Raw genomic sequence first — 23,283 nt, 5'->3', positions numbered from 1 at the left:
GCTTATCGGGTAAGGGACAGGTTGTCGATCAAGCGGGTTTTGCCGAGGAAGGCTGCTGCCAGAATGGTAATCTCCCTGTCCTCCGGTGTGGCCGGCTTGAGGGTCTGGCTGTTGACGATGTTGAAGTAGTCCGGCCTGAGACCAGCATCCCCGAGACTCTGCTCAGCTTCGCTTTCCAGTGCCTGGAAATCTGTACGACCATCGTTGATCTTGGTCGCTGTGGCCTGCAGGGCCTGGTGGACCGCCGGCGCAATCTGCCGCTCCTGAGCTGTCAGGTAACCATTACGTGAGCTTTTCGCCAGCCCATCGTCCTCTCTCACCGTGGGGGCGCCCACCACGTCCACCGGAATCATCAGGTCCCTGACCATTTTCCGGATCACGGCGAGTTGCTGGAAATCCTTCTCGCCAAATACGGCAAAGTCTGGCTGAACCATGTTAAACAACATGGTAACCACCGTGGCTACGCCCTCAAAGTGACCTGGCCGGCTGGCACCGCAGTGGCCATCGCTGACATCAGGCACAATAACCTGGGTCTGCTTCGCCAGGCCTTCCGGGTAGATTTCTTCGGCGGCGGGCGCGAATACCAGGGTGTTTCCGGCGGAAGCGAGCTTTTCCTGGTCTTCGGCTAGCGTTCTCGGGTAGGTATCCAGGTCTTCGCCGGCTCCGAACTGCATCGGATTCACGAAGATGCTGGTTACCACCACATCCGCCATTTCAGCCGCCTTGCGAACCAGTGAAATATGACCTTCGTGCAGGTTGCCCATGGTGGGAACCAGGCCGATGGTTTTTCCCTGCTGGCGATAGCCGCGGAGGATGGTTCTCAGTTCTTTCAGGGAATGTACGGTTCTCATGCCTTGAACGTATGCTCCTCAGCGGGGAATGTGCGCTCGCCCACGGCTTTCACGTAGGCCTGCAGGGCTTCCTGTATTGAATCTGTCTCTGCCAGGAAGTTCTTCACGAACCGCGGCTTGCGGCCAGTGGTAATGCCCAGCATGTCGTGCAGGACAAGAATCTGGCCGTCAGTGTCCGGGCCTGCGCCTATTCCAATGACCGGTGCTTTGACGGCCTGGGCGATTCGCGCCGCCAGAGGCGCGGGGACGCATTCCAGAAGGATGACATCGGCGCCGGCTGCCTCCAGTTCGCAGGCATGCTCGATCATCATTTCGGCCGCCTTTTCGTCGCGGCCCTGCACCTTGTAGCCGCCAAATTTATTGACGAACTGCGGCGTCAGGCCAAGATGCGCACATACGGGCACGGCCCGTTCGGTCAGGGCGGTAATGGTCTCTTTCATCCAGTCCGTGCCCTCAAGTTTTACCATGTGGGCGCCTGCCCGCATCAGTTCGGCGGCATTTTCCAGGGCAGTCTCAACAGTGCCGTAACTCATAAAGGGCATGTCAGCCATGATCAGGGACCCGCGGTTGCCTTTGGCCACACAGCTGACGTGATACACCATTTGATCCATGGTGACCGGCAGAGTGCTGTCGTGTCCCTGGAGTACCATACCCAGGGAATCGCCAATCAGTATGACGTGAACGCCCGCTTCGCTGACCACCTGAGAAAAGGTGGCGTCGTAGGAGGTAAGGGCAGCGAAGGCTTCGCCCTTCTGCTTGAACTCACGCAGGGTATTGATGGTAACAGCCATAGAATCCTTGCCTTTTGGGTGGATGGGCCTGGGCGTGCAGGGGTATCGGCGTTGAAGTGTTAAGGGTAATCCGCCGGCGGAAGCTTGCGCAAGCCGTTGTCGGGGCATTGGCTGCGCAGCTTGGAAATGGCGGTGCCATCCGGCAGAGCGAGGTCGGCCTTCAGGTCCATTAGGGGTTGGAGCGCAAAGTCGCGGTTCCGTAACTCTCGATGAGGAATGGTGAGGCGATCATCGTCGAGTACCTGGTTGCCGAACAGCAGTATGTCCAGATCGAGCGTGCGGGGCCCCCAGTGCCGAAGCCGCTCCCGGCCGTGCTTGTGTTCAATTTCCTGCAGTTCGTCAAGAAGCTGGTGTGGCGCCAGGGATGTCCTTAACCACGCGGCCCCATTAACAAAGTCAGGCTGGTCCTGGGGCCCCACCGGGCGGCTGGCATAAAAGGGCGATTGGGCCACCAGAACCGTCTCCGGTAGGTTAGCCAGGGCAGAGACTGCCCGGGCCAGTTGGGCTGCAGGGTCTTTCAGATTGCTGCCAAGACCGATAAAGACGTCTGTCATCATTACTGGGCGGGGCGTTTGACCGGTTTGCGGCGACGCCGACGCTTTTTGGGCGCATCGCTGCTTAATTGTGACAGCATCCGTTCCTGGCCACGTTCGTCTTCTTGCTGGAACTCGGTCCACCATTGGCCCAGCCCCGGTTCAATCTCGCCCGACGCCTCTCTAACCAGCAGGAAATCGTAAGCCGCGCGAAACCGCGGGTGGCTCATGGTGGCAAAAGCCCGCTTGCCCTGGCGCCGGGGCAGGCGCATCTGTAGTTCCCAGATTTCCTTCATGGGGCCGGAGAAGCGCTTGGGAATCGATGTCGCCTGAACCTGGCGGCCAATCACCTTGCCAATGGCACCGTGCAGGGCGGGCTGGACCGGGTCACCGTTATCCTGCCTGCGGTGCCATTCTGCCTGCAGCGCAGGCCAGAGCATGGCGGCAAAGAGGAAATAGGGCGTGACCGACTTGCCCTGGGCAATCCGGGCATCGGTGTTTCTCAGGGCCTGGCGAATAAGCTCGTCCGGCTCTCCGGCCTGAATGGCTCTGACCGTCTCCGGAAACAGGGGCTCCAGCAGGTTGTAACGGGTCAGTAGATCGTAAGTGGCTTCACCGTGGCCTGCGGAGAACAGTTTGAGTACTTCATCAAACAGGCGCGCGGGCGGGATATGGGTTAACAGAGGGGCTAACTCACCGATTGGCGCTTCGGTTTCCGGTTCAATATCGAAGCCCAGTTTGGCGGCAAAGCGAATAGCACGAAGCATACGCACCGGGTCTTCCCGGTAGCGGGTTTCCGGGTCGCCAATCAGGCGCAGTTGCCGGTTGCGCAGATCTTCGATGCCGTTGGCAAAGTCGATAACGGTGAAGTCGCGGATGCAGTAGTACAGGGCATTGACGGTAAAGTCGCGCCGCAGGGCATCCTCTTCCTGGTTGCCGTAGACATTGTCGCGCAGCAGCAGACCGTGTTCATTGGTCCTGCGATCGTCATCATCGGTGTCGGTATCCGCTTCCGTGGCGTTGCCCCGGAAGGTCGTTACCTCAATCACCTCGCGGCCAAACACCACGTGGACAATCCGGAACCGGCGTCCGATCAGCCGGGAATTGCGGAACAGGTCGTGAACTTCCTCCGGCGTGGCATTGGTGGCAATGTCGAAATCCTTGGGCTTTCCACCCAGCAGGATATCCCTGACGCCGCCGCCTACAAGGTAGGCTTCATAGCCCGATTTGTTCAGACGATGCAGGACTTTCTTTGCAGGCTCGCTGATTACCGAGCGTGAGACATTGTGTTGGTCCCGGGGAATTTCCCGTCGCTGGTAGGTGCGGGCTTTCTTCTTTCCGTTGCCGGGCATAAAGGAACGGAGTTTTTCGACGAGTCGTTTAGGCATTGAAATCCGTGGTTGCGATGAGCAAAAACCGAGAGTTTAACGGTTTGAGCAGGATTTGCACACGTTTGCCGTGGATTACCGTTCCGGGGCCCAGAAAATCAAAAGGCGGATCCGTTTTCACGAATCCGCCCTCAAAGCGTTGACGATCTGCATTGTTTTTGTTTTTGCCGGGATTTTTCTTGGTTTTTGTACCCCACTGCATATCCCCATTGAGGGGCATCTCAGCAGCGCAAACGGAAAGCTTTGAATACACAGAGCGGTCAGAGACATCGGGCGGGTCTGGGGTAGCTGCAGCGTCACCTCAAAGGCGATTCTTCTCTACATCTACAACTCGCACGTGCCGTGGGACCACTAAAAAGCAAAGTACCCAAAACACTCAGTTCGCTCACGTTCTGTTGTTGTTTTTGTTACCGAACGTTTCCCGCAGCTTTTTGTTCTTGTTGTTGGCGCTGCTTTGTCGCTCTTGTTTTTGTTGTTGTGCGCCAAATAGATTGCAGTTCGTGTGCCAGGTTTTGAATGTTCTTTATTAACAGTGCCTTACGATTTTGTAGGCCATAAGTGTTACCCCGTATTCAACCTAAGTGTTACCCAGATCACGTTACTTTAGTGGGGAGTGTTACCGACAGGAACATGGGGTAACAACTGAGTGCCGATTCACACTTTGGCGGGCTCAGTTGCCCGAGGATTTTTTCCGGGGGATGCCGAGCCGCTGCCGACGTTCCCAGAGGGATTTTCGGCTGATGCCCAATTTTTGAGCCAGCTCTGTCTCGCTCATGCGATCCTGGTTCTCCAGGACAAAATGCTGGAAGTAGTCCTCCAAAGAGAGATCGTTGGAGGAATCCACCTCGCGGGTGTGAGTCTGCTCGTTGTTGCCTTCCACGAGGGTCTCAGGGATGTATTCGTCGTTGCCTTCGCTATCAAGGTCCAGCAATGACGGCGTAATCACATCCCCGTCGCAGAGGATGGTGGCGCGCTCAATGGCGTTTTCCAGCTCCCGTACGTTACCCGGCCAGCGATGGCGTTCCAGGGCGCGCATGGCCTCGGGGCTGAGGTTGAGATCGGGTTTGCCCATTCTCTCCCCCTGGCGTTTGAGGAAGCGGCGAGCCAGTCCCAGAATATCGCTCTGGCGCTCGCGTAAAGGCGGTATCCGGATCTGCATAACATTCAAACGGTAATACAGGTCTTCCCGGAATTCCCCGGTTCGGGTCATGGCCTTCAGGTTGCGATGGGTGGCCGCAATCATTCGCACATTTACGGTGCGGCTCTGGGTTGAACCCACTTTCCGGATCTCGCTCTCCTGCAGCACGCGAAGCAGGCGGGCCTGGGCTTCAGCCGGCAGTTCGCCGATCTCGTCCAGAAACAGGCTACCGCCATCAGCCGCCTCAATCAGACCCGTTCTTGCCGAAACCGCACCGGTGAAGGCGCCTTTCTCATGGCCGAACAGTTCCGATTCAATCAGGCTTTCCGGGATGGCCGCGCAGTTTACCGAAATCAGCGGTTTCGCGGCGCGGGGGCTCAGCAGGTGCAGGGCGCGCGCGGCCAACTCTTTGCCGGTACCGGATTCGCCCTGGATCAGTACGGTGGTTTCTGTCGGAGCCACCTTCCGGATCAGGGTAAATACCCTCTGCATAGGCTCGCACTGGCCGAACATGATATTGGCCGGGTCGCTACTCTCGGGCGTTTCCGAGGGTGCCGCCGAGTCATCACCCGCATTGCGGGCAGAGGGCTGGCGGGCCAGGATATTCTCCACCGCAGCAAGCATTTCATCATGGTCGAACGGTTTTGCGATGTACTCAACGGCCCCCATTTTCATGGAATCCACGGCTGACCGGAGGCTGGCATAGCTGGTCATGATCAGCACCGGTGTATTGGGTGCGCGGTTGATCAGTTCCGTGCCTGCTGCTCCTGGCAAGCGCAGATCCGATATGATCAGGTCAAACTGATCCGGCTCGTGGTGCTGTTCGGCTTCCTCCACGGAAGCCGCATCGGCGACTTCATAGCCGGCATGCAGCAGCAGCTTGCGAACTGCCGAGCGAATAATGTCTTCGTCTTCCACGATCAGAATGCGAGGCATAGGAGTCTCAAGACCTTTGGTTCTGGCTGATGGCAATGTTGCCGGTTTCCGGTTCGTAGGCTGGCAATCTCAGCCTCACACAGGTTCCCCGGCCAGTGTCGGCGTCCGCCGGGCTGTCTACCTGAACGTTGCCATAGTGCTCTTCAATAATGCTGTACACCAGCGACAGGCCAAGACCGGTTCCCTGGTTGGGGGCCTTGGTGGTGTAAAACGGCTCGAAGATATGATCGAGCTGATCCCCGGGGATTCCGGAGCCCTCATCAACGACTTCGATGATAGCGGAGTAGCCATCGCCCTTTCCACTGACCCGGATGGTGCCTCCTTCGGGCGAGGCATCCCGGGCGTTGGCAAGAAGGTTAACAAACACCTGCACCAGGCGCTGTTCATCGCCCAGCACCTGCAAGGAGGGCGGGCAGTCGTTGATGTAGTGAATGCCCAGGCCCTTGTCGCTCAGGGAGAGCAGGTTGATAGACTCTTCCACGCAACGATGTATCGTCACCGGTTCGTACCGGTTGGCCTGGGCGTGGTTGCCGGTGCGGGCAAAGTTCATCAGCGACTGCAGTATGGTGGAGATGCGCCGCGTCTGTTGCTGGATCTGGTCTGCCGTATCGAGAATATCGGGGTTATCGGTTTCCAGTTTCAGGTTCTGGGCCAGCGATGAGATGCCGGTTACCGGGTTCCCGATCTCGTGGGCGACGCCGGCCGCCAGTCTACCCACCGACGCCAACCGTTCGCTGTGCATCAGCTCATCTTCCAGCAGTCGGGTTTCGGTCTGGTCTTCCACCAGGATGATGCTGCCGCCTTCGGTGTGGTCCGGCCCACTCAGGGCGGCTTTGTGAAGGTTCAGCCAATGGGGCTTGCCACGCAGATCCAGCCGGTGTTTGTAGCGATGCAGGTCGGGCCCGCGGTTGAAATCCTCGAGCAGCAGATGCCAGTGCTCCGGCAGTGCCATCAGCCGGGCACCGACCACATCATCGGCGGTAATGCCGGTGAGCGCCTCCATGGCGTGGTTCCACATCAGGATTTCACCGTCCTCGCCCACCGAGCAGGCGGGAATCGGCAGGTTTTGCAGTGTCTGGCGGTAATGTCGTCGCAGGTTGTCCAGCTCGCCGGCCAGGCCGGTAAGGCGGTTCTGGTAGTCGCCGAGGGCCCGCTCGACATAGCGAATGTCCTGGGCGGTGCCACCCTGGGCCATGGGCTTGAAGCCGAGATGGCGTTTGACCATATCCCGGGCGACAGAGGGGCCGAGGAGACCTGACAGATTGATCTCCACCTGATCCCGCAGTCGTCTGAGCTGGTAAGGCCGGTATTCCACGTTGGGTAGCTTCAACTGGCTCAGTGCCCGCTCCACTTCCCGCCGTGCGACGCCATAGCCCAAAGGCTCCGCCAGTTGCCGCACAAAATCACTGGAGGATGTCGCCAGCAGTTCACGGCGTTGAGGGCGGGACAGCGCACCCAGCGAGCAGGCCTGGGCTGCACTGTTCTCTTCACTGGTACTGGTGCTGAGGATGGAAATCAGCGCGAACACAGTAATGTTGGCGGTCAGGCTGACGAACGTGAATATATGCCAGTTGGTGTAATCCGGTATCAGCGGCGCGTCTATCCAGGCCAGCAGATTGGCCGTGTGGGAGAAGGGTAGTACCAGGGTAACCACCCAGATGGTCAATCCGACAATCAGGCCGGCAATCAGGCCGCGGCGGTTGCCCTCCGGCCAGTAAATCACGCCCAGGGCGCCCGGGAGAAGCTGCAATGTGCCTGACAGGGAAATGGCGCCGAGAATGGAAAGGTCAAGGTTCTTGCCAACGGCCTCGTGAAACAGCAATGCCAGGAAAATGATCACGGCGATGAGCAGACGTTTGATCCACTGCAGCCAGCGATAGATGTCGCCCTGGTCTTTCGGGGTTTTCAGCGGCAGGACCACGTGGTTCAGGGCCATGCCCGCCAGTGCCAGCGTGCTGACGATCATCAGGCCGCTGGCTGCGGACAGGCCGGCAATGTACATGAACAGCGTCAGTACAGGGCTCTCCAGCGCTTGGGCAGCGCCGATAGCGAAGAACCCGGGGCCGGTGGTGACGGCCAACTCCTGCCCGCCCCACAGAATCAGGGGTACCGGCAGGCCCAGCAGCAACAGGTACAGTGGCAGGCCCCAGCTGGCCTTGGCCAGTGCCTTTGGGGAAGGGTTCTCGCTGAAGGTCATGTGATACATGTGCGGCAGCACCAGTGCGGCGGCAAAGGACATCAGCATCAATGCCCGCCAGCTGCCGTCGTCAATGCTCAGAGTCATGGTGGTGGCTGGCGAGGTTCGGTTGTCCAGCCAACGCTCCAGACCGTTCATGCCATCGAAGACCCCGAACAGGATCACGCCCCCGAGCACCAGCAGCGCCGCCAGTTTGACCAGAGAATCAAAGGCAATGGCCAGTACCAGGCCCTGGTGGTTATCGGAATTCTGGTTACGGCGTGCTCCGAACAGCATGGCAAACAACACCACGATCATACTGAACATCACACTGATCAGCTTGGGAGAGGTGTCCGGCGCCAGGATACTGGCGGAGGTGGCGACGGCCTGGATCTGCATGCTCAGCAGCGCCAGTATGGCCCCGCCGGAACACAGGGTGACCAGGGTTCCTGCCCACTGGCTCCGGTAGCGGTAGGCGAACAGGTCGGCCAGGGAGGTTAACTGATAGGCGCGGCCAATCCTCATGACCGGGTTCAGAAGTACCGGTGCCAGCAAAAAGGCGCCACTGATGCCCAGGTAGTAGGCGAGGAAGCCGTAGCCGGATTCGGCGGCCATGCCAACGGCGCCGTAGACCGCCCAGATGCCCGCGTATACCCCCAGGCTGAGCACGTAAACCAGCGGGTGGCGAACCCAGCGCCTCGGCACCATGCCCCGCTCGGTAAACCAGGCAATGCCGAACAGCAGAATCAGGTAGAGCAGGCTGGCGAGCAGCAGACCGGAGGCACTAAAACTCATTGGGGTCCCGCCGCCATTCCAGCCAGAAACCGATGGCAATCAGCCCGGCCCAGATAATGTAGGGGCTGTACCAGACGTTTCCCGGCGAAGTCCACCAGTCAAGGATGTTGGGCGAAAAGATATAGATGGCCAGTACCAACAGGAAGACCAGACGGTAGATATACATCAGGCATGCTATCCGCGCTGAGGTGTGAGAAAGGCTTTATACCATGTCCCTCACCGGGATGTCAGGTGGATGGCGCCCCGGTGCCAGTTCTCCCGGCCCCATTCCAGCAAGGATTCCGGGGAACCGGTTGCCAGTTCCGAAGGAGGATTCTGGCCAAGGGCAACGAGGGCTGCGAACAGGTTGTCGACAGGCGCTTCGTCGTTTAGCGCCGGGGCGTGGGTCTGCTTGCTGAGTTTCTGGCCGTGTTCGTTCAGTATGACCGGGATGTGTAGCCAACGGGGAGGGCGGGCGCCCAGAGCCCGGTAGATCTGCTGCTGTTGCGCTGTCATATCCAGCAGATCCGACCCGCGCACCACGTCCGTGATGCCCTGATCAATGTCATCAACAACCACCGCCAGTTGATAGGCGTAGAACCCCTCTTTACGGAGGATCACGGGATCATCAAGCTCAGCCCGCACGGTTTGATGCTGTGGGCCCAGGAGTTGATCCTGCCAGTGGCAGTCCTCATCTTCCAGGGCAAAACGGATGGCGTATGGGCGGTCACTGTCCAAGGCTTTGCGGCTGCGGCAGTGATTGGGGTGGCGCCCCTCGTTGGCTTGCAGCTCTTTCCGTGAGCATTGGCAGCGATAGGCGTAGCCGCTTTCGAGTAATTGATCGATGGCGGCCTGATAGGCGTCGTGACGTCTGGATTGAAACCGTACCGGTTCGTCGGGGAACAGGCCATGGGCGTCCAGGCTGGCTAGAATCTGGCCGGTCGCTTCCGGCGGCTCTCTCAGCGGATCGAGATCTTCCAGGCGAATAAACCATTGGCCGCCCTGGCTGCGGGCTTCCAGAAAGCTGGCAAGCGCAGTAACCAGTGAGCCAAAATGCAGCGGGCCGGTCGGAGAGGGCGCAAAGCGGCCCCGATAGGAAGAGTTGTTCATGATCGTCAGTCAGCCGGCGGGGCAGGAATAGCCCGCGGCCGGCAGCTGTTGAAGGTTCGGCTCAGATGCCGGTCTGGCGTTCGCGAATCTCGGCCAGAGTCTTGCAGTCGATGCACAGGGTCGCAGTCGGACGCGCTTCCAAACGGCGGATACCGATTTCCACGCCGCACTGATCGCAGAAGCCGTAGTCGTCCTTGTCGATGCGGTCGATGGTCTGGTCAATTTTCTTGATCAGTTTCCGCTCCCGGTCGCGGGTGCGCAGTTCCAGGCTGAATTCTTCTTCCTGGGTTGCGCGATCGCTGGGATCCGCGTAATTTGCGGCGTCTTCCTGCATGTGGTGCATGGTGCGGTCGACTTCTTCCATCAGCTCCTGCTTCCATTGCAGCAGCAGATCCTTGAAGTGCTGAAGCATTTCCGCACTCATATACTCTTCACCCTTCTTCATTTCATAGGGGGTGAAGTTGGTAAAGCGTTCGCGTGGTTGTTCTGCAGTCGTTGCCATTGAACCCGGCCTCTTGTTTGTACTTCACAAGAACGGTTGCTTCCCTCCGCGTGAGCCCCCGTGGCTGTGCGGTTATACCCTGGATGAAGCATTCGTCCTGAAACGGGAATTTGCGGAAAATAGCAGATTAGTCACGGGGGTGCCAGCCTTGTGACATCGACTTTTGTACGGAGATCACATGAAGTTTCCAGAACCTTTGGTTGAAGGCCGGCTTATCCGCCGCTACAAACGCTTCCTGGCAGACGTGCGGCTGCCGGATGGCTCGGAGGTAACCGCCCACTGCCCGAACACCGGCTCCATGCTGGGCTGTCAGCCAGAGAATGCCCGGGTTTGGCTCAGCCGCAGCGATAATCCCAAGCGCAAACTCCAATACACATGGGAGCTGGTGGAAACCTCGCCGGGACAGCTGGCATGCGTGAACACGGCCCGGCCGAACAGCCAGGCCAGGGAAGCGGTTCAGGCCGGCACCGTGGTGGAGTTGGCCGGTTATCGCGAGTGCCGCGCCGAGGTGAAATACGGTGTGGAGAAAAGCCGGATCGATCTGTTGCTGTCTGGTCACGAGTCCGCGGCCGATGCCTGGGTGGAGGTCAAGAACGTTACCCTGGCCGAGGATGGCCAGGGCTTTTTCCCGGATGCGGTAACCGAGCGTGGCCAGAAACACCTTCGTGAGCTGATGGCCCAGGTCCAGCAGGGTGATCGGGCGGTGCTGTTTTTCGTGGTCAATCACACCGGCATTCAGACCGTTTGCCCGGCCGACCATATCGACCGCAAATACGGGGAGTTGCTGCGCGAAGCCTGTGATGCGGGTGTGGAAGTGGTCGCCTACCGGGCCGACCTGAGTGAGAGTGATGGTACTCCCACGGGGGTGCTGACACTGACCGAGTCGGTGCCGGTTATTCTGGAAGTCTGATCTCGATCTGGCCGTCGTGCTCTCTCAGATCCAGCTGGGTAAGCGCATCGCCCTGGCAGGGACCGGCAATGCATTCGCCGTCGCCAGGCTTGAACAGGGCGCCGTGGGTGGAGCACTGGATGAACAGATTGTCGGAATCCATAAACCGGCCCGGCATCCAGTTCAGCTCAACACCGAGATGCGGGCAGATATTCAGGTAGGCGCGGGGCGTGGTGCCGTCGAGGAACAGGAAGCCGGTAAGCGGCATGCCTGCAGGCTCCCGGGCCTTCTCCCGGAGCCGAAACTCGACGAATTGGCCCGGTGTCAGATCGGACGCGGGACACACGGGCTGCCAGGAGTGCGGGTTGTTGCTCATTTCGGCAATATGGCGTAGCGCATGCGGGTCCCGTGGTTCAGGGACATGACGATCTCATCGGCGTGCAGGCGATGAGGGAAGTAGCAGCCTGAAATTTTCGCGCTGGCGATGCTTGAGCCTTCCATTCTGGACTTCGAAAAGTCCACGCCTCTCAGGTCGGCACCGCGGAAGTAGGCATGGCGGAAATCCAGCCCCTTGGCGTCCATCCCTCTCAGATCCAGGCCCCGGAAATCGCCATGGGCGAAACTGGGGAACTCTGTGAGCTTTGCCTTCTCGGCATTGAACGCCTGCATATCCTCGCTCCGAAGAATATCGTAGAGCGGGTGGCTGATCTGATGTACTTCGTGTTCGCTTTTATCGTCCATATCTAACCTCGCGCTCGCCAGTGGGAGCCAGATGTTGTTCTTACCCGGCCTTGCCGCCGGGGATACCCAGGTGTTGACGGATACGGTCGGCCACGGCTTCGGCCACATGCTCCTGATCGGTGTGCAGATGAATGGTGTGGGTCTTCTCTTCGGCCGTTAACGGTTCAAACCAGGTTTGCTGGGCGTCCAGCAGCTCCTCGGTGGCCTCGGAGGCATCGCCCTTGCGATTGCGGATCCATTCCCTGCGCAGATCTTCGGGCGCCTCGCAATGGATCAGGGCAAAGGGCACGCCCTGGGCTTCGGCGACGGATGCAAGCAGGGACCGCTCCTTTTCTTTCAGGCTGGCGGCGTCCACGATCACCGGGAACCCGGCCGCCAGAACCTGACCGGCCAGCTCGGCCAGTCGCTGATAGGTTTTCTCGGTCGCTTCCTCGGTGTACAGGTTGCCACCGGTCGGTGAACGTGAGCTCTCCAGCGGAGCCAGTCCATGCAGTCGCTTGCGCTCGACATCGGACCGCAGGCGTATCAGCCCCAGCTCGTTGGCCATGGCGGCGCTGACGCACGTCTTGCCGCTGGCAGAAAGGCCAGTGGTAGCCAGCAAGTAGTGGTTAGGAATGGAGCCGTAATCCTCGGCCAGTTGTGCATAGCCGCGATAGCGCTGCATAAGGTCGGCTTTTTCGGTGTCCGTGATGCCGGGATTGCCCATGGTGAATAGCGCAATCTTGGCGCGGACCATGGCGCGATAGGCCTTGTAGAGTGGCAGCAATGGCAGCGCTTCGAAGTCGTCCCGATATTCCAGATAAGTATTGAGCACCTGATTGGCAAGAGCGCTCTCCCCGCGAGACTCCAGATCCATCAATAGGAAAGCGAGGTCGTTGATAACATCAATCCAGCGAAACGGCTCGTTGAATTCGATGCAGTCGAATACGGTGACCTCGCCGTCGAAGCGGGTGATATTTGCCAGATGGAGATCGCCGTGGCATTCCCGGACCATGCCGTTGGCCCGGCGGTGGGCAATCAGGTCCCGGTGCCGCTCGAAGGTGGATTCGGTCCAGGCCTGAAGGTTGTCCAGCTGCATGAGCAGATCCGGATCGTCAATCAGCGGACGGATCTGGTCAAAATTCTCTTGCATGGCGGCAAACACAGCCTCTGGTGTTCCTAACGGCTTGTCATCCGGCACGGGCGGCAACTGCTCGTGGAAGCCGGCGACCTGGCGGGCAAGGTCGGTCAACAAGTCTGAGGGCAGTTGACCCTGCTCCTGCAGGCGATCGAAAAGCTGGTCCTGGCCAAACTGGCGCATCTTGATGGCGTATTCAAAAGCCTCGCCCTCGCCGCCGAGGATCGGGGCATCCGGTGTTCCGGTAATGGGTACCACTTCCAGATACAGCTTTTCTGCCAGCCGTCGGTTGAGTCTCAGCTCCTCTTCGCAGAAATGCTTCCGGCGATCGAGGGTAGAGAAGTTGAGGAAGCCGAAATCCATGGGCTTCTTGATCTTGTAGGCGTAATCACCGGTCAGGATCACCTGTGAGATGTGAGTTTCGATAACCTGAAAGCCATCCACCGGATGGTCGTACAGGTCCGGATTCTGCATCGACAGAATCAGATTGCCTGGGGATGTCTCACTCACCGTGTTCTCCTTGCGTTCCCTGAACCCATTGATTTTTCTTGCCCTATCATAACGGGCAGATTACAGAAATAACACATGGATGGCCTGCCTTCCTCACCGCTCCCTTCGTTATAATCGCGCCATGAAAAAATCCAAAGCATCTTCCAGCCCCAAGCGAAAGCCCTCCAGGCGTTCTTCGAACAATGGCCGTCGGCCGTGGTTCTGGCGTTTCATGTTCCGGTTATGTGCCATTGGTCTCGTTTTACTGGCCGGCTGGATGGTGTATCTGGATGCCGTTGTAACGTCCCGTTTTGAGGGTCGGCGCTTTGAAGTACCTTCCCGCGTCTATGCCCGCCCGCTTGAGCTTTTCGATGGGGCCAGTGTCAGTGCCAGCGCGCTCGAGCGAGAACTGAGCCTCTCTGGTTTCCGGAAAGGGGGCGGCGAGAAAGCGGGTAGTTACCAGCGCAGTGGCAATCGCTTCGTCATCAGTACCCGGGGCTTCTCGTTCCCGGACGGTGATGAGCCCCGGCGCCGGATCTCTTTGTCGGTGTCGGGCGATCGGGTTCAGGGTTTTTCGGTGATTCAGGGTGAAAGCGCCCCGATCGTCCGGCTGGAGCCAGCGCAGATTGGCGGTATTTATCCAGCCCACAAGGAAGATCGGGTATTGGTTCAGCTGGACGAGGTGCCGGCGCTGCTCCCCACCACACTGATGGCGGTGGAAGATCGCAATTTCTACGACCATTTCGGTATCGCGCCTCTCTCCATCGGCCGGGCCATGCTGGCCAACATCCAGGCCGGGCGCATCGTCCAGGGTGGCAGCACGCTGACCCAGCAATTGGTGAAGAACTTCTTCCTGACTCGCGAGCAGACACTGGTGAGAAAGGCCAATGAAGCCCTGATGTCGGTATTGCTGGAGTTGCACTATGAAAAAGACGACATCCTGGAAACCTATCTGAACGAGGTTTACCTCGGGCAGGCCGGCACTCGCAGCATTCATGGTTTCGGCCTGGCCAGCCAGTTCTATTTTGGCGAATCCCTGAAAGATCTGGATGTGCACCATATCGCGTTGCTGGTGGGCATGGTCAAAGGCCCCAGTTATTACAATCCGCGCCGCCATCCCGAGCGTGCAACCGAGCGACGGAATCTGGTTATTTCCGAAATGGAAGAGGCGGGCCTGATTGAACCGGGCCGAGCGGCGAGGGCCCGCGGCCTGCCTCTTGGGGTCAGTGAGCGCCCATCCTACTCAGAAAACCGCTACCCCGCTTACATTGACCTGGTCCGGCGGCACCTGGCCCGTGACTACAAGGAAGAGGATCTGCGCAGTGAAGGACTGCGAATCTTCACCACTCTGAACCCCGCTATCCAGTACGCGGCAGAGTACGCGGTAACTGAGACCCTCCCGAGACTGGCCGGCGGCCAGAGTTCGGAAGCCCTGGAGGCGACACTTGTGGTCACCGCGAAGGATTCCGGCGAGGTGCTGGCCCTTGTCGGTGGGAGGGATCCGCAATTCGCCGGATTCAACCGTGCGCTGGATGCCAATCGCCCCATCGGATCTCTGATCAAGCCGTTTATCTATCTGTCTGCCTTGCAGGAACCGGAAAGATACACCCTGAGTACACCGGTGCTGGACAAGAGCTTCACTCTGGAGTTCGACGACGGCAAACGTTGGCAACCCAAGAACTACGATGGCGAGGAGCGGGGTGAAGTGCCTTTGCATAAGGCTCTGTCTCGTTCTTACAACCTGCCGGCCGTTCGCGTGGGGCTGGATATCGGCGTGGACGTAGTGCGGGAGACACTGACTGCCTTTGGCGTGGATACACCCATTTCCCGTTACCCATCCATGCTCCTGGGGTCGGTGTCCATGAGCCCTGTGACGGTCGCCCAGATATACCAGGGACTGGCGACCTCGGGCTTCAATACCCCGCTGCGCACGATACGGGAAGTAACGGATGCCGGCGGTGAGGCCTTGTCCCGCTACAGTCTTGAGGTTGAACAGGTGGCCGACCCTGCCGCCGTGCACCTGGTGCAATACGCCATGCAGGAAACCATGCAGGAGGGGACGGGACGCTCGGCTTACTACACCGTTCCCCAGGAACTCACCCTCGCCGGCAAAACAGGAACCACTGACGATGGCCGGGATTCCTGGTTTGCCGGTTTCAGTGGCGATCTGCTTGCGGTCGCCTGGGTTGGGCGCGATGATAATGGCCCCACATCGCTGACCGGGGCCAGTGGCGCCCTGCCGGTGTGGTCGAGGTTTATGGCTCAGGTTCCCCAGCATGGCTTTTCTCCCGTGGTGCCAGACGGTGTCAACTATCACTGGGTGAATTCAGAGCGGCAGGCACTGACGGACGAATACTGTGACAATGCACGACTGTTGCCTTACATTGCCGGCAGTGAACCCACGCAAACAATTTCCTGCTCCGGAAATCTGGAACGTCGGATCCGGGGCTGGTTTGAAGGACTGTTTCAATGATTGACCGACTTTCATTCAGGGCCGCCCTGATGGCCGCACTGCTGTCACTGGCCGGCTGTGCCTCCGGGCCGGGCGGTGGAATCTATGTGCCCGTTGGTGGTGAGCCCGCCAAGGCGCCCGAGCCACCGAGAACCAGCACAGACACGGAGGAGAGCGAAGCCCCGGTCTGGCGCAAGAGTGAACAGCCCGAGGCGGCGCAGGAACCCGGTGAGCCTTCCCGCTCCAGTTCCCCAAGCTATCGTGAAACCGGTGATGGCCTCTCGCCGGCTGCGCTGAGCCTGGTGCGTGAAGCCGAGCAGGTGCTGGCCCAGGGTAACGTATCCGGCGCCATCGCCCGTCTGGAGCGTGCACAACGGATTGCGCCCCGATCGGCCGAGGTGTATTTCAAGCTGTCGGAAGCCTATGTGGCTGGCAATCAGCTGGGCTCTGCCGAACAGTTCACGCTGAAAGGGCTGTCGCTGGCGGGCAGTGATATCCGGCTGCAGCGAGCGGGATGGCTGTTGCTGGCGGATATCCGCCGGGCTCGCGGGAATGTAGCGGGTGCGGATCAGGCGGAGGCGAGGGCTGCGGCGTTATAAATGCGGTGATGAAAAAAGAGGGGCTGATGCCCCTCTTTTTTGTCTGGTCATTAGGGAGTTGAGGCTTCGAAATTGACTGTATAGGTCTCGCCGCTCTCTACAGTCGCCTGACTGTCACCAATGATGAAGGTGAGGTCGTCATCGGAAGGTTCGCCCTCTGCCGTTTCGATCTGATCGTCTCCACAGGTATACGAGACTGTATATTCACCTTCCGGTATGAACGCAGCAGTGTAAACATATTGGTCGTTCTCGTAGTTCACCGGTACGGCAACCAGCGGTTCCTGGTCGCTGCCAATGTCATCAGGCTCAACATCAAAGCCTTCGTGGATATACACGCTTCCATTGAAGGTGTCGGTTGACCCCGCGTTTTCTTCGCTGCACTGATTGGTGATAACTTCTCCAGCAACCGTGCCGGCAATGGTGCCTACCTCGGAGTTGTCCACCAGACGAATTACAGGTTTGAGTCTGTAAACGTCAGGATTGTTTTGAGGATTCACAATCGATTTCCTGACGTCGAAGTCGATGGTGAGATTGATTTCTCCGCCTGCAGGAACGATGAAGCCACTCGTTTGGACGCCTCGTGCTGAGGGGGTTGTCAGGTCATATACGCCACCGTCAATCACAATGGTATTTCCATCACCGAGCTCCAGGCGCATCCAGGAATAATCGCCCGCAGCTACCTCTTCATCGGCCAGCAGGGACATTACTGTTCCACCGGTGAGGGTCAACAAGTTCACAGGCTCTGCCATGTCGAACTCGAACCGGCTTCGTTCACCATTGGAGTGTTGCAGCACCAATGCCTCGACCTCTATGTTCACCTCTTGTGCGCTATCGACCGGCGCATCGGTTAAGCCTACGTTAACTGTACCTGTAGAGTCGGCGGTACCAGTGCCGTCACTACCCCCACCACATGCGGCAATACCGGCAGCCAGAGCGGACACGGTGAAAAGACGGATCGAACGTTTCATATAAACCTCCAAGGCTTATTTGTATTTTCGTAGCGGCTTGAAAAGCTACCCAACACTCCTATCACGAGCAGGCAAGCGGCATCGTTCCAGACTTTTTGTTAACGTGTCTTAATGACGCAGATCGAACTGGCGAAGCACTTTGAGAAACGGGCAAATGCATCGGCCCGGCAACTTGATATAGACTGCGCCGCTGGCATGAACCCACGCAGGTAAACAACGGCTTTGGCAATTTTTCCTTTCAAGCCCTCCAAGTCCCGGCGGTTTGACGCCCTGGTGCAGCCTCATCTGGATGCCATGTACCGGTTTGCATACCGTTTGGCCGGCCAACAACAGGATGCTGAGGATCTGGTTCAGGATGTTGTGGTCAAGCTATTCCCAAAGCTTGATGAGCTGGAAAGCGTTGATCAGCTGCGGCCCTGGCTGAACCGGGTGGTATACAGACAGTTTATTGACCAGGTTCGGCGCAAGAACCGTCAGGGTGATCGCCCGTTGACGGAGCTGATCGGCTCTGAAGGCCAGGCAGACTGGCTGGACAGTCTGGAATCGGACAGCGTTGGCCCGGATCTGCAGCTGGAGCAATCTCGCCTGGGGCCAGCGTTGGAACGGGTGATGATGACCCTGACGCCCGATCAGCGAACCCTTCTGTTGCTGCATGACGTGGATGGTTGGCGCCAGGAGGACATCGCGGAGGTGCTCGATATACCGCTGGGGACCGTAAAATCCCGGTTGCATCGCTGTCGGGCCGCGCTGCGAAAGAAATTGCAGCGTGAGCTGGAACCAACTGTACCAGCCGGACGTGTGGGGGAGTGAGGTGAAGACAATGTCCTGCAACGAAATCCGAGTGAACCTGCCCGCCTACATTAATGATGAGCTTACCGCCGCTGCCAGTGAGCGGGTGCAGAAGCATGTTGCTGCCTGCCCGGCGTGCAGCAAGAGGCTTTTCTCAGAGCGTACCCTGAAACGGGAGTTGCAGGAGCAATTCAGCGTTCCTTTGCCTTCCCCGGACTTTCACAGCCGTGTTTTGATCTCTGCCCGAGGAACCGTCAGTTCTGGTTCTGGATGGAGTCACAGGGCGTTGGGTGGTGCCATCGCGGCGGCACTGGCGCTGGGCATCGGCCTTGGTATCTTTTTGAATCCGGGCAGCGTTATTGACGAAGATGCTCCTGTCGTCGCGTTGTCGCAAAGCGACGCGGATGAGTCCGCAACAGGAATTGCCGAGCCGGTTGAGAAAACCGTGCGTCTGGCCTTCCATTCCGGCGAAGCCCTGGAAAATGTAACGCTGACTCTGGAACTGCCGCCCAATGTCGAGGTGGCCTCCTGGCCGGGGCAGCACCAGCTTAGCTGGCAGGTAAGCCTCGATGCGGGCGAGAACGTTCTGTCGTTGCCGTTGAAATTGCTTTTCCCGGGTTCTGGCGAGCTGGTGGCTCGACTGGAGACCGGAGATCGCCAGAAAACCTTCCGAGCCCCGATTCCAGACTACCCACAGCAGACCGCCGAGGATCCAGAATCATGATCAGAGAGAGACTTGCATTGAGCGTCAAGCTGGTCGGATTTCTGATGGTCGGATTATTAATACCGGTAACAGCGCTGGCCAACGAGGATCTGGATGTTACCATGCGCATGGTAACTGACGACGCAGAGCTCACCGATTCCGTGGTGCGGGAAATCGAGTTACCCCGCGCTATTGAAAGCCCCGAGAATCCAGGAAAATCTGGCTCCCGGGGTCCGGATGCGGCGAGTGAAGCCCGAGAAAGGGGGCGCGAGTTTGGTGAGTCCATGTCTGAAAAAGCCAGGCAGTCCCGGGAGTTGATCGAGGGCAAGCCTGAGTTGCCGGAGCGGCCGGAACGCCCAGAGCTGCCGGATGCACCAGGGCTGGATCGCTGAAGCCGGATAGGTAACCGGTCCTCCGCTGCGTGGATTAATCCGGAGAGACCTGTTTGCTGGTATTTTGGCGCGCGCTGTATCTGAGTTTATTGTTATTTCCCACAGAGATTCTCCTGGCGGCTGAAGCAGAAGTCGGTATGGAGGATTTTCGTGCCGGCGTCGAAGCCTTCGAAGCAGGTAAACTGAACGTTGCCAAACAGCACTTTCAGAGTGCTGTTGATGCTGGTCTGGAATCGTCCTCTCTTTTCTACAATCTCGGTGTTGTTTGTTATCAGTTGGGCGATTATGCAGCCGCCGAAGCGGCCTTTCGTACATTGCTGGACGGCTCCAATGGCGCTCTTGCGCGCTATAATCTCGGCCTGGTTGCGCTTGCCAGGGAGAAACCTCTGGACGCCCGTCACTGGTTCGAACAGGCCTCGGCCGGGAGCGCCCCAGCCAAAATCCGGACATTGGCCCTGATCCAGCTGGATAAACTCGATAGCGGAGTTCCGGCGTCGGCCAGTGACTCTCCCGTTCGCGGCTATCTGGGCATTTCCGGTGGTTACGATTCCAATATTGCAGGCTTGCCCGAGGATACAGTGTCCAGCGAGGTTGGAGGCTTTCTCGAAGCACTGGCCGCTGGAACCTACGAACGGCCGGTCGATTCCCGATCCCGGATCACTCTCGACGTAGCCGTTTATTCTCGTGAACACCCGTCCCACGAAGAATACGATACTCAGGTCATACAGGGACGCCTGGGCTGGTCCGAGAGCAGGGTTGGCGGGGAGCGTGGTGCATTCGTGTCGTTGGTAAAATCCTGGTTCGACAATGAATCCCTTGAAACCCGATATGGTATTGAAGGTTTTTATCGTTGGAGGACGTGTTTGCCAGGGTTTGCTCCGGACCAGTGTGGAATATCCCTGGCGGCGGCGACGGTGAATGGTGGCTCCGGGTTCGAAGCCTATGACGGCCAATGGTATCGGGCACGCGTTCACGCAAGGAAGTACTTAGGGGGCTGGCGGTTCGACGGCGAATACTCACTGGAAATCAATGACCGGCGGGATCTGCAAACTGCCGATGAGTTTGTCAGTGTTTCTCCTACCCATCACACCTTGGAGTTTGCCGGTCGCTACCGCTGGCATCCTGACCTGGTTCTTGGCACGACTGGCACGGTTCGCCATAGTCGATACCAGGATGCCCACCAAGTGGTCTCCACCTCGGGTGAGAGTGGTCGTAGGGAGGATAACCGTCTGGAAGTCGGATTGCTGGTGGAAAAAAACCTGGACAGCCGTTGGCTGGTCCGTGGCGAGTGGCTGGTTCGGGATAACAGGAGCAGCCTTTCGCAGTATGATTATCAGCGCCAGACGCTGATGTTGACCCTGGAAGGGGCCTTCTAGCTCTGCAACGCAAAGCCAGAAGGCGGGCTACCCATTACAGTCCGGCGTTCCTCAAACGATTGGCGTGTTGTTTGAAAACCGCTTTCGGGTCCGTCTCGAACAGGCTGTGCAGTCCCAGGGCCTGATTCACTTCGTCCAGATGGTTCATGAAGTAATTGTCCCGGATTACCTTGCCAAACCGGCTGCTGCAGCGGCCCACCAGGCCGTCATTCTGGCTGAATCCGAAAGCGAGGCTGGTGGTGCCTAGAAGCGCGTCGGAGGGATCCAGCACGTTGGTCAGAACCCCGGTTCCACCCCAGGAGTAGAAGCGGACGCCGTTAGCCGAGTAGGCACCTTCACCGCAGGCGGTGGTGGGAATGCCGGCCGGCGCAAAGTTGTTGAATTCGGCACTGCCCTGGGTGGTGAGGGATTGCAGGCTCGAGCGCAGATCCTGGTTGTAACCGCCACCGGACAGCAGGTCGATCAGCCCACCCAGCGCATTACCCAGACTGGCTGCGAGGCTTTCGGCCGGGGAACCGTAGATAAGGTCGGCGACCGGCGACCCTTTATGGGGCGAGCCAACGGACGTCACCGAGGCGACCAGATCCGGCCGTACCCTTGCAATGTAACGGGCCGTGGGGCCACCGTGGCTGTGGCCAATCAGATTGACCTTGCCGTGCACTGCGGCAATGGCCTGCACCTGCGGCAGCAGGGCTTCACCGCGAGCGATGGTGCTGTCCAGGGCCGGTACCTGGGTGGTGTAGACATCGGCGCCGTATTTACGAAGATCTTCTGCAACACCGTACCAGTAATCCACGCCGGCAATGGAGTCAAAGCCGAACATTCCGTGCACCAGTACAACGGGGTAACGGGTATCTGTGTAGTTTGAAGGAGTAGAGTCCCACCACCAGGCGGCAGAGGGGGCAGACCAGGCCACGGTGAGGGCCAGGGCCAGTGCTTGGATCCAGAGTTTCATTGTCGTTCCTACAGTTTGATGTTGTGTTTGTTATTCAAACTGCGGCTCAACCTAACGGGTTGCTCCAGAGACTGTCTTCTCGTACTGCATCTGCAAGGTGGCAGATCGAGTGCTTCCGTGCGCTGACTTGGTTCTTGTCATTGTTAGATTGGTGCCGTCAGAGCATCTCGGTAGAGATTAGATCAACATTTGATCAGCGGGGCTGGGAAGTCAACGGCGCAAGAGGCCAGGGAGGTGTGTTCGCTGTGGAAGTGTGATGCCTGTCACGTGGATGGCCCCGCAGGACATGTTGCGCCTGCGGGAACATCCGTCAGATGAGCAGAAAGATCAGAGCGTGGCCATGACCTTTCTTGCCGCTGCGATGGTGTCGGTGATGTCCTGCTCTGACAGCGCGGCCGTGGTGAAGCCGGCCTCAAACGCCGAGGGTGCGAGGTACACACCTTCCTTCAGCATGCCCTGGAAGAACTTCTTGAAGCGCTCGACATCACAGGCCATTACCTGGTCAAAGCGGGTGACAGAATTTTCCTCGGTGAAGAAGAACCCGAACATCGCGCCGGCACTCTGTACGGTCAGCGGTATGCCGGAGGCATCGGCGGCTTCTTTCAGGCCATCGCGAACGGCATTGGTTTTCTCGGTCAGCCGGTCATGGAAGCCGGGTTCGGAGATCGCATTCAGCGTGGTCAGGCCGGCACACATCGCCAGGGGATTGCCGCTCAGGGTACCTGCCTGATAGACCGGGCCGAGTGGCGAAATGTGCTCCATGATTTCCCGCTTTCCGCCAAAGGCGCCAACCGGAAGGCCGCCCCCGATCACCTTGCCAAGTGCTGTGAGGTCCGGGGTAACGCCGTAGAGCCCCTGGGCACCACCGAGGGAAACCCGGAACCCGGTCATTACCTCGTCGAAGATCAATACAGTGCCGTGTTCGTCGCAGACTTCCCGCAGTCCTTCCAGAAAGCCCGGAACCGGCGGGATGCAGTTCATGTTACCTGCCACTGGCTCAACGATAATCGCGGCGATCTGGTCGCCCATCTCCCGGAAGCACTCCCGGACACTGTCCATGTCGTTATAGGTAAGCGTAATGGTGTGCTCGGCCAGGCTGGCGGGAATGCCCGGGGAGTTCGGCACGCCGAGGGTGAGAGCGCCGGAACCGGCCTTTACCAACAGTGAGTCCACATGGCCGTGGTAACAGCCCTCGAATTTTACAATCTTGTCGCGACCGGTGTAGCCGCGGGCGAGCCGAACGGCGCTCATGGTGGCCTCGGTGCCTGAATTCACCATGCGGACCAGTTCGATGGAGGGCACCAGTTCGCAAACCTTCTTGGCCATTTCGGTCTCGAGGGCTGTGGGTGCGCCATAGCCAACGCCCAGATCGACCTGAGCGTGCAGGGCATCCTTGATGCGCTGGTCACCGTGGCCAAGAATCATGGGGCCCCAGGAACCGATGTAATCGATGTAGCGCTGGTTGTCTTCGTCGTACAGGTAGGCGCCCTGGGCGTGCTTGAAGAAAATGGGCGTACCACCGACACCGCGAAACGCCCGGACCGGAGAATTCACGCCACCGGGGATGTATTTCTGAGCCTGTTCGAACAGGGTTTCGGAGTGCGTCATGGATCT

At 58.8% G+C, this 23,283-nt stretch carries 23 protein-coding genes; 7 read left to right on the top strand and 16 right to left on the bottom strand.

Features of this window, described 5'->3' with window-relative positions; genetic code table 11:
* Positions 1-2: 2 nt before the first annotated feature.
* The 10 genes from panC to dksA all read right to left on the bottom strand — a co-directional run bounded on the left by panC (position 3) and on the right by dksA (position 10,199).
* On the bottom strand, positions 3-851 hold the full coding sequence (gene panC / locus ABNF92_RS07700) for a pantoate--beta-alanine ligase (protein ID WP_153634894.1): 849 nt from the start codon (positions 849-851) through the stop codon (positions 3-5).
* The gene (gene panB / locus ABNF92_RS07695) at positions 848-1,642 is read right to left on the bottom strand and encodes a 3-methyl-2-oxobutanoate hydroxymethyltransferase (RefSeq protein WP_069184799.1); all 795 of its coding nucleotides are present in this window, start codon (positions 1,640-1,642) and stop codon (positions 848-850) included. The genes panC and panB overlap by 4 nt, the downstream gene beginning before the upstream one ends.
* 59 nt (positions 1,643-1,701) lie before the next feature.
* Positions 1,702-2,199 carry a 2-amino-4-hydroxy-6-hydroxymethyldihydropteridine diphosphokinase gene (folK, locus tag ABNF92_RS07690; protein WP_153634896.1) on the bottom strand — a complete coding sequence of 166 codons (498 nt, stop codon included), beginning with the start codon at positions 2,197-2,199 and terminating at the stop codon, positions 1,702-1,704.
* On the bottom strand, positions 2,199-3,563 hold the full coding sequence (gene pcnB / locus ABNF92_RS07685) for a polynucleotide adenylyltransferase PcnB (protein ID WP_069184801.1): 1,365 nt from the start codon (positions 3,561-3,563) through the stop codon (positions 2,199-2,201). Before pcnB ends, folK begins: the two co-directional genes overlap by 1 nt.
* A complete protein-coding gene (locus ABNF92_RS07680) occupies positions 3,556-3,816 on the bottom strand; it encodes a hypothetical protein (RefSeq protein WP_227514598.1) in 261 nt (86 codons plus the stop codon). Before ABNF92_RS07680 ends, pcnB begins: the two co-directional genes overlap by 8 nt.
* Before the next feature lie 417 nt (positions 3,817-4,233).
* Positions 4,234-5,637 (bottom strand): sigma-54 dependent transcriptional regulator, encoded by a 1,404-nt coding sequence (locus ABNF92_RS07675; RefSeq protein WP_069184803.1) that lies wholly within the window; start codon positions 5,635-5,637, stop codon positions 4,234-4,236.
* Positions 5,638-5,644: 7 nt separating this feature from the next.
* Entirely contained in the window at positions 5,645-8,608 is a 2,964-nt protein-coding gene (locus ABNF92_RS07670) for an ATP-binding protein (RefSeq protein ID WP_153634897.1), read from the bottom strand.
* Complete coding sequence (locus ABNF92_RS07665) at positions 8,598-8,774, bottom strand: hypothetical protein (protein WP_048497702.1); 177 nt, start codon at positions 8,772-8,774, stop codon at positions 8,598-8,600. Before ABNF92_RS07665 ends, ABNF92_RS07670 begins: the two co-directional genes overlap by 11 nt.
* Positions 8,775-8,824: 50 nt before the next feature.
* Positions 8,825-9,697, bottom strand: a complete 873-nt coding sequence (gene gluQRS, locus ABNF92_RS07660; protein WP_349343857.1) for a tRNA glutamyl-Q(34) synthetase GluQRS — start codon at positions 9,695-9,697, stop codon at positions 8,825-8,827.
* Between the two features lie 61 nt (positions 9,698-9,758).
* Positions 9,759-10,199 carry an RNA polymerase-binding protein DksA gene (gene dksA / locus ABNF92_RS07655; protein WP_008173182.1) on the bottom strand — a complete coding sequence of 147 codons (441 nt, stop codon included), beginning with the start codon at positions 10,197-10,199 and terminating at the stop codon, positions 9,759-9,761.
* Between the two features lie 178 nt (positions 10,200-10,377).
* On the opposite strand from dksA, the gene sfsA reads away from it, so the two are divergent.
* On the top strand, positions 10,378-11,109 hold the full coding sequence (gene sfsA, locus ABNF92_RS07650; protein WP_349343856.1) for a DNA/RNA nuclease SfsA: 732 nt from the start codon (positions 10,378-10,380) through the stop codon (positions 11,107-11,109).
* On the opposite strand, the gene ABNF92_RS07645 is transcribed toward sfsA, so the two are convergent.
* The 3 genes from ABNF92_RS07645 to ABNF92_RS07635 are packed head-to-tail and all read right to left on the bottom strand — an operon-like array spanning position 11,093 to position 13,456.
* Positions 11,093-11,464: a Rieske 2Fe-2S domain-containing protein gene (locus tag ABNF92_RS07645; RefSeq protein ID WP_349343855.1), complete on the bottom strand. Its 372-nt coding sequence runs from the start codon at positions 11,462-11,464 to the stop codon at positions 11,093-11,095. The two genes, sfsA and ABNF92_RS07645, sit on opposite strands and share 17 nt — an antisense overlap.
* Positions 11,461-11,829 (bottom strand): pentapeptide repeat-containing protein, encoded by a 369-nt coding sequence (locus tag ABNF92_RS07640; RefSeq protein WP_069184808.1) that lies wholly within the window; start codon positions 11,827-11,829, stop codon positions 11,461-11,463. Before ABNF92_RS07640 ends, ABNF92_RS07645 begins: the two co-directional genes overlap by 4 nt.
* A 40-nt stretch (positions 11,830-11,869) precedes the next feature.
* A complete protein-coding gene (locus tag ABNF92_RS07635) occupies positions 11,870-13,456 on the bottom strand; it encodes an AAA family ATPase (protein WP_349343854.1) in 1,587 nt (528 codons plus the stop codon).
* 121 nt (positions 13,457-13,577) lie between these two features.
* On the opposite strand from ABNF92_RS07635, the gene mrcB reads away from it, so the two are divergent.
* Complete coding sequence (mrcB, locus tag ABNF92_RS07630) at positions 13,578-15,908, top strand: penicillin-binding protein 1B (protein ID WP_349343853.1); 2,331 nt, start codon at positions 13,578-13,580, stop codon at positions 15,906-15,908.
* Positions 15,905-16,486 (top strand): tetratricopeptide repeat protein, encoded by a 582-nt coding sequence (locus ABNF92_RS07625; protein WP_349343852.1) that lies wholly within the window; start codon positions 15,905-15,907, stop codon positions 16,484-16,486. Before mrcB ends, ABNF92_RS07625 begins: the two co-directional genes overlap by 4 nt.
* Positions 16,487-16,536: 50 nt before the next feature.
* On the opposite strand, the gene ABNF92_RS07620 is transcribed toward ABNF92_RS07625, so the two are convergent.
* Complete coding sequence (locus ABNF92_RS07620; RefSeq protein ID WP_349343851.1) at positions 16,537-17,454, bottom strand: DUF4382 domain-containing protein; 918 nt, start codon at positions 17,452-17,454, stop codon at positions 16,537-16,539.
* 222 nt (positions 17,455-17,676) lie between these two features.
* Between ABNF92_RS07620 and ABNF92_RS07615 the strand changes: the two genes are divergently transcribed.
* The 4 genes from ABNF92_RS07615 to ABNF92_RS07600 all read left to right on the top strand — a co-directional run bounded on the left by ABNF92_RS07615 (position 17,677) and on the right by ABNF92_RS07600 (position 20,714).
* Entirely contained in the window at positions 17,677-18,264 is a 588-nt protein-coding gene (locus ABNF92_RS07615) for an RNA polymerase sigma factor (RefSeq protein WP_349343850.1), read from the top strand.
* Between the two features lie 10 nt (positions 18,265-18,274).
* Positions 18,275-18,967, top strand: a complete 693-nt coding sequence (locus ABNF92_RS07610) for a zf-HC2 domain-containing protein (RefSeq protein WP_349343849.1) — start codon at positions 18,275-18,277, stop codon at positions 18,965-18,967.
* Positions 18,964-19,338 carry a hypothetical protein gene (locus ABNF92_RS07605; protein ID WP_349343848.1) on the top strand — a complete coding sequence of 125 codons (375 nt, stop codon included), beginning with the start codon at positions 18,964-18,966 and terminating at the stop codon, positions 19,336-19,338. Before ABNF92_RS07610 ends, ABNF92_RS07605 begins: the two co-directional genes overlap by 4 nt.
* A gap of 137 nt (positions 19,339-19,475) precedes the next feature.
* Positions 19,476-20,714 (top strand): tetratricopeptide repeat protein, encoded by a 1,239-nt coding sequence (locus tag ABNF92_RS07600; protein ID WP_349343847.1) that lies wholly within the window; start codon positions 19,476-19,478, stop codon positions 20,712-20,714.
* Between the two features lie 34 nt (positions 20,715-20,748).
* Here the strand turns inward: ABNF92_RS07600 and ABNF92_RS07595 are convergent, their stop codons facing one another.
* Both ABNF92_RS07595 and hemL read right to left on the bottom strand, forming a co-directional pair.
* Positions 20,749-21,669, bottom strand: a complete 921-nt coding sequence (locus tag ABNF92_RS07595) for a triacylglycerol lipase (protein WP_064228558.1) — start codon at positions 21,667-21,669, stop codon at positions 20,749-20,751.
* Positions 21,670-21,996: 327 nt separating this feature from the next.
* Positions 21,997-23,277, bottom strand: a complete 1,281-nt coding sequence (hemL, locus tag ABNF92_RS07590) for a glutamate-1-semialdehyde 2,1-aminomutase (RefSeq protein WP_349343846.1) — start codon at positions 23,275-23,277, stop codon at positions 21,997-21,999.
* Between the last annotated feature and the right edge of the window lie 6 nt (positions 23,278-23,283).

The sequence above is a fragment of the Marinobacter sp. MMG032 genome (genome assembly GCF_040112695.1).
GTDB lineage: Bacteria > Pseudomonadota > Gammaproteobacteria > Pseudomonadales > Oleiphilaceae > Marinobacter > Marinobacter salsuginis.
The sequence above is the reverse complement of the archived record's forward strand: the minus strand, read 5'-3'. Positions and strand labels throughout refer to the sequence as shown.